Annotated in this window: 10 protein-coding genes; 8 read left to right on the top strand and 2 right to left on the bottom strand. The window is 27.5% G+C overall.

Annotation, left to right across the window (positions count from 1 at the left end; translation table 11 throughout):
- Positions 1 to 34: 34 nt before the first annotated feature.
- Positions 35 to 2,773 (top strand): ATP-binding protein, encoded by a 2,739-nt coding sequence (locus tag Q3304_RS03655; protein ID WP_407813784.1) that lies wholly within the window; start codon positions 35 to 37, stop codon positions 2,771 to 2,773.
- Between the two features lie 118 nt (positions 2,774 to 2,891).
- On the opposite strand, the gene manA is transcribed toward Q3304_RS03655, so the two are convergent.
- Positions 2,892 to 3,836, bottom strand: a complete 945-nt coding sequence (manA, locus tag Q3304_RS03650) for a mannose-6-phosphate isomerase, class I (protein ID WP_407813783.1) — start codon at positions 3,834 to 3,836, stop codon at positions 2,892 to 2,894.
- Between the two features lie 172 nt (positions 3,837 to 4,008).
- Here manA and Q3304_RS03645 point away from each other — a divergent pair, with 172 nt between their 5' ends.
- The 7 genes from Q3304_RS03645 to Q3304_RS03615 all read left to right on the top strand — a co-directional run bounded on the left by Q3304_RS03645 (position 4,009) and on the right by Q3304_RS03615 (position 11,884).
- Entirely contained in the window at positions 4,009 to 5,370 is a 1,362-nt protein-coding gene (locus Q3304_RS03645) for a Sapep family Mn(2+)-dependent dipeptidase (protein WP_407813782.1), read from the top strand.
- An 87-nt stretch (positions 5,371 to 5,457) separates the two neighbouring features.
- Complete coding sequence (locus Q3304_RS03640) at positions 5,458 to 7,347, top strand: BglG family transcription antiterminator (RefSeq protein WP_407813781.1); 1,890 nt, start codon at positions 5,458 to 5,460, stop codon at positions 7,345 to 7,347.
- A gap of 14 nt (positions 7,348 to 7,361) precedes the next feature.
- The gene (locus Q3304_RS03635) at positions 7,362 to 7,817 is read left to right on the top strand and encodes a PTS sugar transporter subunit IIA (RefSeq protein ID WP_054271094.1); all 456 of its coding nucleotides are present in this window, start codon (positions 7,362 to 7,364) and stop codon (positions 7,815 to 7,817) included.
- 58 nt (positions 7,818 to 7,875) lie between these two features.
- Complete coding sequence (locus tag Q3304_RS03630; RefSeq protein ID WP_003416512.1) at positions 7,876 to 8,193, top strand: PTS fructose transporter subunit IIB; 318 nt, start codon at positions 7,876 to 7,878, stop codon at positions 8,191 to 8,193.
- A 24-nt stretch (positions 8,194 to 8,217) separates the two neighbouring features.
- Entirely contained in the window at positions 8,218 to 9,480 is a 1,263-nt protein-coding gene (locus Q3304_RS03625) for a PTS fructose transporter subunit IIC (protein ID WP_054271093.1), read from the top strand.
- Positions 9,481 to 9,578: 98 nt separating this feature from the next.
- Positions 9,579 to 10,643: an aminopeptidase P family protein gene (locus Q3304_RS03620; protein WP_074178443.1), complete on the top strand. Its 1,065-nt coding sequence runs from the start codon at positions 9,579 to 9,581 to the stop codon at positions 10,641 to 10,643.
- Between the two features lie 62 nt (positions 10,644 to 10,705).
- Positions 10,706 to 11,884 carry a MalY/PatB family protein gene (locus Q3304_RS03615; RefSeq protein WP_054277207.1) on the top strand — a complete coding sequence of 393 codons (1,179 nt, stop codon included), beginning with the start codon at positions 10,706 to 10,708 and terminating at the stop codon, positions 11,882 to 11,884.
- Positions 11,885 to 12,180: 296 nt separating this feature from the next.
- On the opposite strand, the gene Q3304_RS03610 is transcribed toward Q3304_RS03615, so the two are convergent.
- Positions 12,181 to 13,236: an FAD:protein FMN transferase gene (locus tag Q3304_RS03610; RefSeq protein WP_407813780.1), complete on the bottom strand. Its 1,056-nt coding sequence runs from the start codon at positions 13,234 to 13,236 to the stop codon at positions 12,181 to 12,183.
- Positions 13,237 to 13,257 lie beyond the last annotated feature (21 nt).

Here is a 13,257-nt window from a genome sequence, read left to right as displayed (position 1 = left end):
GTATAAAATATTAATTAAGAGGAAGTGTAAAGTATTGAAGAATATAATACCTGATGTAAATCCAGATATAAAAGAAAGAGAAGACATGAGCCTTTTATTTATAATAATGGGCTCAGTACTTTTATTATTTATTATAAAAGATATAGATAAATATGAAACTTTATTACATGCAATATATGCTACATTTTTAATAGCTACAGGAATGGTTATATTTAATACAACTAAGTTTAAAGTAGATTCATTTTCTACATTTTTAGGATTAATTTTTATAGCTACTGGGGCATTAGAATGTGTATATTTATTTAATTGCTTGGGAATTAGAACAGAGTCTGTGATTGAGACTAATATCACAATATCAGCAATAACCGACTTATTTCCTATACTTGGTGTATACTTAAGTTTTAAATTTGTTAGGGATAATAAACAAATCAACTCTAGTGTAGTTTTATTCATAGCAAGTGTTACTTTAACTGTAGCATCTTTATTCATAATATCTAGAATGTTTAATTATCTAGAAAATGATGCATTACAATATGCTTTAGGAGTTATAACATCTGTATTCATGATAATTACTGCTATTGTAAGTGGCATTGAATTAAACTCAAGTTCAAATGAAAGCAAATGGGAATACAATGAAAAAAAGTTTTTTAATAGAATAATAATAATAATAATCTTATCAAGGGCTCCAAATTTATTACATATGGTGATTGCTGATAGGCATATAGAGGAGATATTATCTCAGATAATAATAAATGTAGCCTTATATTATTTATATAATTACATAGTATCTAAGAATATTAAGAAAACAGCATTAGAATTGCATGATACAAATGAAGAGTTAACAATAAAAACGGAGAGCTTAAAAGAAAAAAACAAAAAACTAATTTATGAAACAGAAAAGATAGAGGAGCTTAAAGGGATACTTATAAAAAGAGAATCTAGACTCCAATCTACTTTGGATGTTGCAGTAAATAGCATAGTTGTGTTTAGTAAAGATGGAGTAATTACATATGCAAACAAGAGTTTTAGAAATATTTTTGGAGATTATAAAGAACAGGATAAATTAGGCGATAAAATAAAAAATTTCAACGATTTAATAGATAGTATTCATTCTGTATTTGACAATGAAAAGAATGTGGAAAAGTTTATTAATACTAGTGATAATAAGGTTTATCAAGCTATATTTGCTCCTTTAATTATTACTTCACAAATAGAAGGGGTATTATGTGTATTAAAAGATAAGACCAAGAAAAAGGAATATGAACGTAAACTTATTGAAGCCAATAAGAGAAGTAGAGATTTTTTAGAAAGTGTTGGAGATGGTATAGTAGTACTCGAAGGTAGTAACAAAATATATGTGAATAATGCATGTAGAGAAATTTTTAAAAATAATTTGGAAAGTATTGATTTTTCTTCAATATGTAAAGGCAAAGAAAGTGCAGAAAAAAGGTATTTAATAAATGGTGAGGTAAAGTATGTTGAAATGAGTTTTTCTCAGTATACTAATGCAGGTTCAGATAAAACTATTATTGTGATACGTGATACTACTTCTCGAAAAATATCTCAAATAAAACTTGAAGAAAGTCAATCATCTTATTCAAGATTTATAGATATATTACCTGATGGGATATGTTTACTAAAAGATGACTTGAGTGTAAACTATGCAAATAAGTCATTTTTAGATATGTTAGCTTTTACAAATATAGATGATATAAAAGATTCTAACATTAGGCTATTAATGAATGCAAATACTGAAGAAAAAATGAAATTTACTGATAATATGTCTAAGGTTTTAAATGAGAATAGGAGTATATCTTTACTAGAGTATGAGTTGATAAATAGTTATGATGATATAGTGGAAGTAGAATTAAGTGCATTACCTTTTGCTATATATAATACTAGATACATAATGCTCATTATAAAAGATTTGGCACATAAAAAATATTCAGAACAAGCAGAAAAAGAACTGCTTGAAAGATTTAAAACAGATAAAATAAAAACTGAGTTTTTTGCAAATATGTCTCATGAGTTAAAAACTCCACTAAATGTTATATCAAGTTCAAATCAATTAGTAGACTCTTTCTATAGAAGTGAGAAAATAAAAGATTACAACAATAATATTAAATCTCATGTAGATTTAGTGAGACAAAGCTCTTATAGGCTTCAAAGACTAATAAATAATATTATAGATTTAACAAAGATGGAGTCTGGATTCTATACATTAAAACTTGCAAAATACAATATTGTATCTGTAATAGAAGACCTATTTATGAATATAGAAGAGTATACAAGTAGAAAAGATATAAAGATTCTGTTTGATACAGAACTTGAAGAAATTAATGTCTATATAGACAAGGTTGAAATTGAGAGAATTATACTGAATCTATTGTCAAACTGCATTAAGTTTACTGACAATGGAGGATGGATATATGTAAATATTTATTATAAAATAGATAAAGTAATCATAAGTGTAAAGGATACAGGAGTTGGAATCCCTCAAGATAAACTAGAATTGATTTTTGAAGAATTTTCACAAGTTGATAAGACTTTATCTAGAAATACTGAAGGAAGTGGAATAGGGCTTGCTATAGTTAAGAATCTAGTAAGTCTTCATGGTGGAGATATAGAAGTAATAAGTGAAGTAAACAAAGGAACAGAATTCTTGATTTCACTTCCAATGAAGAGTTTTAATAGTGAACATTATACAGAAGACAAGAGAATATATAATATTGAAGAAAAAATAAAAATAGAATTTTCTGATATATATTATTAAAGACTCTTATAAGCAAATTCTAAATCAAAATACTATATGTTTTAGTAAGTATTTTATAAAAAATAGGCTATCATAAATTAAGCTATTATGATAGCCTATTTTTAGTTATATTTTGTATCTAAATATGAGAGCATATAATCTCCAAATTACCTTCAAAGCTAAAATCTCCAAAGTTATTTGGTAATATAAAATGCATACCCTTTTTTAAATCATATTCTACCGAATTGTGTATTAGTTTTCCATTACCTTCCAATACACTATATAAGGAAAAAGGTGTATCGTGTGTAAAATTACATTTTCCAAAGATATCTAATTTATAAACGCTAAAAAATTCATTTGATACAAATGTTGTACATTTAAAGTCTGATGTTGATACAGTTTTATAATCAGTATCAAGATTTATATGAGGAACATTCGTAACATCTATGGATTTTTGAACATGAAGTTCACGTTTGTTGCCTGAATTATCAGTTCTATCATAATCATATACTCTATAAGTAGTGTCTGAATTTTGTTGAGTTTCTAAAATTAATGTACCTTTGCATATGGCATGTATAGTACCACTAGGAACGTAGAAAAAATCTCCTTTTTTTATATTAACTTTTCTAAGTAGTTTGTCCCATTCATTATTCTTTATCATATCTACAAATTCTTTATGAGATTTTGCATTATGACCTATTATAATTTCTGCATCATCAGAACAATCTATTACATACCAACACTCTGTTTTTCCTAATTCTCCACCTTCATTTTTCTTTGCATATTCATCATTTGGATGAACTTGAACGGATAAATTATCATTTGCATCTAATATTTTTGTAAGCAAAGGAAATTTATCTCCAAGTGTATTTCCAAATAATTCTCTGTTTTTGTCCCACAATTCAGATAGACTTTTGCCTTTGTATTCTCCATTTTCTATTAAGCAATCTCCATTTTTATGAGAACTTATAGCCCAACATTCACCAGTTGTTGGCGAAGTTATTTCATAATTAAATTTATCTTTAAGTGCAGTACCACCCCATATTCTATCCATAAAAATAGGTTTTAAAAATAATGGTTCCATAATTTTGTTCCTCCTATGATATTAAATTTATCCTACAAATAATTATATATAAATAGATTATAAAATCAATAGTAAAAAAGTTTTGTCCCTTGAAATGACATAAAGTATAAGGAGTTATCAAATAAGATAAACTATGATATATAATATAAAGTTCTAAATTGGAGTGATAATTATGGAATTATTTAAAGAAGAAAGTAAAAAGTATGAAAAAGAATTTTTAAAACTGTTGAAAGAATGGGTGAGCATACCGTCATTTTATGATGACAAAACTGTATCTGAAGATATGCCTTTTGGAAAAGGAGTTTATGATGCATTAAATTGGTTTGAAAATCTAGGTAGAGAAAACAATTTCAAGGTCAAAAATATAGATAATCATGCTGTTCAAATTGAATATGGAGATGGAAAAGAATTTGTAGATATATTTGGACACTGTGATGTTGTAAATCCAGGAGAAGGATGGGATAGTGAGCCATTTAAATTAAATATTATAGGAGATAAATTGGTTGCTAGAGGGGTATCAGATAATAAAGGCCCTATGATAGTAAATTTTTTAGCATTAAAAATGATAAAAAATCTAAATATTGATTTAAAAAGAAAGGTTAGATTAATTGCTGGGGGAAATGAAGAAAGTGGATTTAGATGTATAAAGCATTATTATAGCAAAGAGCCTTATGGTATATGTGGATTTACTCCAGATGCTAAGTTTCCTGTACTAAATGGAGAAAAAGGTGGGGCAACAATAAAGTTAATTTCAGAGATAGAAGATAAGTCTTTATACATAAGTGGCGGAATAGAGTTTAACACAATACCAGATAAAGTATATATAAAAAATATGAAAAATTTGGGTAAAGATAATATATGCTGTGATTTTAATAATACTTCAATAAGTTATAATAATGGAAATCATGTTATACATGGCAAAGGTGGACATTCATCTAAGCCTGAGAAAGCAATCAATCCTATACTAGGTGCAATTAAATTTTTATCAGAAAATATTGATGAAGATTGGACAAAAAGTTTAGATAAGTTAATAAATCAAGATAATACAGATGGAAGATTATTTGGTTTAGATATTGAAGGAAAATGTGGAGTTTTATCGATGGTTCCAACAATAATAAACATAATAGATGGAAAGTTAGAATTAGTTTTAAGTGTCAGATATCCAGAAGTATTAACAGTTGAGGAAATAATAAAAAAATTTAATTTGTATATGAAGACAAATAATATTAATAAATTCGAGATTATTGGGGTAAATTTAAAGCAAGCAAATTATATAGATAGAAATTCAAAGATTGTAAAAACTTTGCATGATATATATACAAAGTACTCTGGAGATTTAAAAAATGATGTTAGGGTAACTAGTGCAGGAAGTTATGCTTCTGAAATGAATAATTCAGTAATATTTGGTTGTGAATTTCCTGATGGTAGTTTTGGAAATGTCCATAGTGCAAATGAATTTGCTAGCTTAGATAGATTTATAACTTCAATAGCCATATATGCAGAGGCGATAGTTGAATTATGCAATAATATATAAATACAAAATGTCCCTTATATAGACATATTATATATACAATTAAAATTTTACTTGATATATAATTGAAATCAAAGAGAAGGTGATACAATGATAACTAAGAAACATGCAGTAATAGTAAAAAGTTTAAGCAATAAAGACGGATATATGACATCAAATGAATTAGCTATCAAATTGGATGTGTCTACAAAAACTATTAAAAGATATATAGCAGATTTAAATAGTATTTTAAGCAAGTATGATTTGGTAATAGATTCTTCTAGAGGTATAGGATATAAGCTAAGTGGCTCTAAAAGCAATATAGCAAGAGCTGTTAAAGAAGCAAATAAATATATTGATGGTTTTTTAGATGACTCTGAAGAATCAAGAATGTCAAATATAATATGTATGCTTATTAATAGAAATTATATGAGTATAGAAGCAATGGCAGAAGAATTAAATCTAAGTATAGCTGCTATAAACAAATTGTCCACTAAGCTTAAAAGAAAACTTGAAAAGTATGACTTAGTTATAAAATCTAAACCTTACTATGGAAGCTATATACATGGTGAAGAAATTAATATAAGACAATTGATTACTGACTATGCAATAAAACTGGATGAAAAAAGTAAAATCAAGGTGCTTTTAGATGACATTAGTGAAAACGATATACACTGTATAGAAAGTATTTTAGAAAAACATTTAAGAGAGAAAGATACAATAATTTCAGATAAAGATTTTAATCTTCTGCTTTCAAAGATAATTGTTTCTGTGTTTAGAAGTAAGAGAGGACATAGTAACAATATAAATCTAATAGATACAAGTTATAGATTTCATAATTACTCTTTTATAGAAAGCTTAATGAAAGAAATATCTGATAAGGTTGGATTTAAACTTATTGAAGATGAAGTGATTTATATTTCAAATTACTCTGGTGTAATCGCATATAAAGGTACACAAGGAAGAAAAAATACAAGTGAAATTGAGGAACGAATAAATAATGTTATAAATAGTGCACTTCAAGATATATTACTTATTTCTGGAAGTGATTATACGAAAGATGAAGAGTTTATGGTTTCAATATCTGACCATATAAAGAGATTTTTAAATAGGGCTAAAGCTAATATAAAATCTAATAATCCTCTGCTTCATCAGATAAAAGAAAAGTTCCCAATAGCTTTTAATTTAGCTGTGTTTTTATCAAACAAACTAGAAACTGAGTTTAATTTAAAACTTGATGAAGATGAACTTGGATATATAGCTATTCATTTTGCTGCTTCAAATGAAAGAATGAAAAAAAATACTAGTAAGAAGATTTGTATAGTCTGCCATTATGGGATAGGAACAGGTCAACTTATTTCTGAAAAATTAAAGCAAAATATAAGTGACTTAAACGTTGTAGGTGTTTATCCAGTTAGATATCTTGATATGGCTATAAGCCAAGATGTTGATTTAATAGTGTCTACTGTTGAATTAAAAGGTTATGAAAAACCTGTCTTGTATATCGAAAATATATTTGATGATAGCTTAATTGAAAACGTAAATAAAGCATTTTACGAAAAAGAGGAAAGAAGAAAGATAATAAGTAATATGTTTGATGAAAAAGCTTTTTTTAGTATAAAGGCTAGTACGAAAGAAGAAGTTATACTTTCTCTTTCAAACAAACTAAAAGAAAGAGATTTTATAGAAGAAAGCTCAATAGAAAGTATAATAGATAGAGAAAATATCTCATCAACTGAGATAGGAAATCTAGTAGCAATACCTCACACAATTGTGAAGGGAGATAAAAAATCTATAATAGGAGTTGGTATACTTGAAAATCCAATAGTTTGGGATAAACAAGAAGTTCAACTAGTATTTATGGTATTTTTTAACACTAAAGAAAAACATAATTTTTCAATATTTAAATACCTTTATAATTTTATAAAAGATGAAGGTGGAGTAAGAGGAATTATTAAAATATGTGACTTTAATAAATTAATGGCACTGATAGGTAATTAAGGAGGAAATTAATAATGGAAACAAACATATTTAACACAGAATATGTATTTTTAAATGTTGATACTAAGTCTAAGGTTGAGGTTTTAAAATTTATAGCAAAAAAAGCTAAAGAATTAAACTTAACAGATGACGAAAATTTAGTATATGAAGGATTAATGGCTAGGGAAGAACAATTTACTACAAATTTAGGTGAATCTATCTCAATACCTCATACTAAAAATGATGCAATTGAAAATCCAGCAGTAGTAGTATTGAAATTTACTGATGATGTTGTTTGGAATGAAGATGAAGATAAGGTTAAATTGGCAATAAGCTTACTTATGCCAGGAAAAAGTAAAGAGAATATTCATCTTAAGTTATTATCATCTCTTTCAAGAAAATTAATAAATAAAGACTTTAAAGATTCTCTTTTAAAGAGTGATAATGTTGAAGAAATATCTAAATTAATAAATGAAGCTTTGGGTTTATAATTAAACGCTAAGGCTAAAATAAAACAAATAATTAATTGAAAAGTAGGAGGAATTTAAAATGAATAAAAAATTAGTAGCATTATGTGCTTGTCCAATGGGACTAGCTCACACTTTCATGGCAGCAGAGGCAATAGAACAAGCTGCAAAGGCACTAGGTTATGAAGCTAAAGTTGAAACTCAAGGTGCAGATGGTGTACAAAATGAGTTAACAAGAGATGATATATTAGGTGCAACTATGATAATACATGCAGTAGCAATAACTCCAGAAGGTATGGAAAGATTTGATGGTTGTGAAGTATATGAAGTTGAGTTACAAGAAGCTATAAAAAATGCAGAAGGTGTTATAAAAGAAATCGAAGAAGATTTAGGAATATAATAAATTTATTGTGGAGGAAATAGAATGGCAATTAAGAAAAAAGTTATAAACAGTTCAGGTGCTTCTACAACAGGAGGAAACAATGTAGGAAAACCTACTCCATCTAATCCAACTCAATCAAAGGGAAATGGAAAATGGAAGGAAATAAGTAAACATATAATGACAGGTATATCATATATGATACCAGTTTTAGTAATGGGTGGACTTATAGGAGCCTTATCTCAATTAATACCATATGCCATATTAGGACTTGACCCATCTGTAGGTATAGTTGATGCTATGAATTCAGGTGATTTTACAGGGTTTAAACTTACTCTTTTAAATATGGCACAATTAATGTCAAATTTCGGATTTACTTTGTTTGGATTTGCAATACCACTATTTGCAGCATTTTGTGCAAATTCTATAGGTGGAAAAACAGCTTTAATTGCAGGTTTTATAGGTGGATATATAGCTAATAAACCTGTAGGTGTGCCACAATTTGTGGATGGTCAATGGACTGAAGTTGTTCCAGTTGCATCAGGATTCTTAGGTGCGATATTAATAGCATTCATAATAGGATACTTTGTAAAATGGTTAAATAAATCTATAAAAGTTTCTCATAACTGGTTAGCTTTTAAGACAACATTTTTAATACCACTAATAGCATCATTAACTTGTATGATATTGATGATATTTATAATAACTCCAATTGGTGGTTTAATTAATGAAAGTATGAAAAACTTCTTAACAGCAGCAGGAGCAGCTGGAGAGTATGTATATGCAACAGCTTTAGCAGCAGCTACAGCATTTGACTTAGGTGGACCAATAAATAAAGCAGCAGGATTCGTTGCACTTGGTTTAACTACAGAGAATGTACTACCAATAACAGCAAGAACAATAGCTATAGTTGTTCCTCCAATTGGATTAGGATTAACAACTTTATTAGATAAAAGATTAGTAGGAAGAAGAGTATATGATAGACAATTCTATCAAGCAGGAAAGACTTCTATATTCCTATCATTTATGGGTATATCTGAGGGAGCAATACCATTTGCACTTGAAAGACCAGGTTTTGTTATACCTTTAAACATAGTGGGAAGTGTAATAGGAGCTATTACAGGTATAGTTCTAGGTGCAATTCAATGGTTCCCAGAGTCAGCTATATGGGCATGGCCTCTAGTTGATAACTTGTTTGGGTATATCATAGGTATAGCAGTTGGTGCTATATTCATAGCTGTAGGAAATATATTCTATAGAAATAAATTAATAAAAGATGGTAAACTTGTTGTGGATTATATAGACTAACATTTAAGTTTATTTATGATAACTTTGGCTGGTAATATTGTTTTAATTAATATTACCAGCCTTACCTATATATTAATTAAAGGTGGTGGATAAAAAATATGAGTAAAATAGAAAAAATAAGAAAGTATTTAGAAGAATATGATATAGAAGGTATTCTTATTAATAGCTCTACCAATAAATTTTACATTGGGAATCTATTTAGTTCATCAGGTTATGTTTTTATAACTAAAAGGAAACAATATATAATAGTAGATTTTAGATACTTTGAAGAAATCAAAAGAAAATCAAATTTATTTGATGTCATATTAATGGATAAAAACAGAACCTACTTTGATATAGTCAATGAAATTTGCGAAAATCAAAATATAAAAGAAATTGGATTTGAAGGAAGTGAAGTATCTTTTGATTCATATAAGAATATGAGTCAAAGGTTAAGTGTAACTTTAAAATCGGTTGATTTATCTACTTTAAGAAAAGAAAAAGACGATGATGAAATAAAATATATAAAAAAAGCTTGTGAAATAGTCGATGCTACATTTTATCATATAATTGATTTTATAAAAGTTGGTATGACTGAAAAACAAGTGGAAAATGAAATTGTTAGATTTATAAAAGAGTTGGGTGGTCAAAAAGAGTCTTTTGATACTATAGTAGCATCTGGATTGAGAGGAGCATTGCCTCATGGAAAAGCCAGTGAAAAAATTATAGAGTATGGAGATTTTGTTACTTTTGATTTTGGTGCTAAATACAATAATTATTGTTCTGATATTACTAGAACTATATGTATGGGTACTGTAAATAAAGAGTTACAAGAAATATATAATATAGTAAAAGAAGCTAATGAAGAGTGTATAAAGGTTTTAAAACCAGGTATGACTACTGGTGAAATAGATAAAGTTGCAAGAGATATAATTGGTTCCTATGGATATACTGATAATTTTGGTCATAATTTAGGTCATGGTGTAGGGATTATGGTTCATGAATATCCTGCATTAGCTCCTGAATCAAAAGAAGTATTAAAGGAAGGTATGATTATAACTATAGAGCCAGGAATATATATACCAAATCTTGGGGGAGTAAGAATAGAAGATGATGTACTTATAACACAAGATGGATGTATGAGGTTGACTACATCTACTAAAGATTTAATAGTTGTAAATTAAAAGCGAATTAGACAAATATTTTATAATAAGTAAGATAATTAGAAAAGAAGAGGTAAATTTAAATGTATAATTTTGATGATAGACCAGATAGAGTAAGTGAAAAGTGTAGAAAATGGGATTTAAATATTATAAGAGATAAGTTTGGAGATATTAGAGAAGATTTTGTACCAATGTGGATTGCTGATATGGATTTTAAAATACCAACAGAAATAGAAAATAAATTTATTGAAGCTGTAAAAAGAGGTGTGTTTGGATATACATACTGCTATGATGAATTTTATGATTCAGTTATCAGATGGCAAAATGATATGCATAAGGTAAAGGTAGAAAGAGAATGGATTACATTGACTTATGGAACTGTATCGACACTTCACTATGTAGTACAAGCTTTTTGTCAAAAGGGGGATAGTATAATATTAAATACACCAGTTTATGACCCTTTTGAATCATCAGCCAAAAAGCAAGGTGTAAATATAGTTTGTAATACATTAGATATTATAAATGATAGATATTATATAAACTTTGATAAATTAGAAGCTCAAATTAAAGAAAATAAACCTAAGTTAATGATGTTTTGTACACCACATAATCCATCTGGAAGAATATGGTCAATTGAGGAGATGGAAAAAGTAGCAACCATATGTAAAGAAAACAATGTTATTTTGGTTGCAGATGAAGTACATGCAGAACATATTCATTATGGTGAATTTAATTCAATACTTAAAATTGAAAAAGAGCTTTTAGAAAATGTTATTCTATTGACATCACCAAATAAAGGGTTTAATCTTGGAGGATTAAAGACTTCTTACTCAATCGTTATAAATAAGGATATAAGAGAGATATTCAGAGATAAACTAAAACAAAACTCTATAACTTCTCCAAATGTGTTTGGAATTATAGGATTGATAAGTGCTTATAATGAATGTCGTGAGTGGTTGAGTGGTGTAAACAAATATATAAAATCAAATTATGAACTTTTAGAAACTTGGGTAGAAAAATATGATAATATAAAATTGATGAAGATGGAGTCGTCTTATTTGGCGTGGATGGATATAAGTGGGCTAGGAATAAGCGCGAGTGAATTTACTGATAAACTGGCTATTGATACAGGAGTATTATTGGAGGATGGAAGCCATTTTGTAAAAGATGGTGAGAATTATGTTAGAATAAACTTAGGAACTCAAAAAGAAAATGTGGTTGAAGCTTTAAATAGGATGGATTTATTTTTAAAGTCTTTATAAAATAATTCTAAAAAACAAGATAAGTAAGTTTTGTTTCAATAATTATAATATTGTTTGAGCGATTATGTATTTAAAAATATGATGAAGAAAATTTTATAGAGTAAAATATAAATTGTTTGTAATAATTAATAGAATGCTATGAAAAGCACCTTTAATATAATAAGGTGCTTTTTTTATTGTTGTTAAAGTCTTAAGTTTATCTTTGCCAGTATAATTTATTTCTTATAACATGGTTTATGTAGATTTGTTTTAGATAAGTATATATACCTATGGTAAGTATTTAGAGTATGAGTTTGCTATTTATTTAGTTTTTCAATAGAAAAAGCTTTGTCAGTAAGTTTGAAGTTATCTTTTATACCATCAGTTAAGTATACTTTTTTATCCTTAGTTATAAATATAGCATCTACATTATCAATACTATTAATTAAATTCATACCTTTTTCAAGTCCAAGTCCAAATGTAGAAGTAGATAAAGCATCACAATTAATAGATTTATCAGATATTATTGTTACACTACTTAAGCTATTTTCAAAAGGATAACCTGTAAATGGATTTAGCATGTGATGATATATTTTGCCATCCTTTTCTATAAATCTTTCATAAATTCCAGATGTAACAACAGATTTGTTTGTGGTTTCTATATTTCCTATAGATTCTCCATTTTTACTAGTTGGGTCTTGAATGCCGATTTTAAAAGGCTTATCATTTTTACCATTTTCTAAAGTAAATATATTGCCTCCTAAATTAACTAAACCTTTTTGTACACCTTCTGATTTTAAATAGGACACAATTTTATCAGCAGCATATCCTTTAGCTATTGCGCCTAAATCAATTTTCATGTTTTCTTTGGTCAATTTTATAGATTTATTTTTTTCATCTAATATAATGTTTTTATAATCAATTAGAGGCAAAAGCTCTTTTATTTCAGAATCACTTGGAACTTTAGCTTTATCTGTTCCAATTGCCCATAAGTTTGATACTGGACCAACTGTTATATCAAAATAGCCACTTGATAGTTTGGAGTATTGTATTGCCTCTTTTACAACGAAAAACGTATCATCTGAAACTTTGACAAAATTCTTTCCAGCATTATCATTTATTTTAGAAATATCACTGCCTGGTATATGAGTGCTCATTTTATTATCAATATATCTTAAAATTGAATCACATTCATTTAAGATTTTATCACTTTTGGATTCTTTTATATTAAATACAGTAACTTCATTTACTGTACCAAGGTAATAGCTAGTTTTACTATATTTAGTATTCTGGCTTGAACTCCTAAAAAATGAAAATAAAATTAATGCTAAAATCAATATCACAAAAATAAATGTGATTTTTTTCTTATTCATGGTATATTCCTCCTATGAAAT

The organism is Clostridioides sp. GD02377 (assembly GCF_045899875.1).
Taxonomy (GTDB): domain Bacteria; phylum Bacillota; class Clostridia; order Peptostreptococcales; family Peptostreptococcaceae; genus Clostridioides; species Clostridioides difficile_A.
This window is presented reverse-complemented; position numbering and strand designations above follow the sequence as displayed.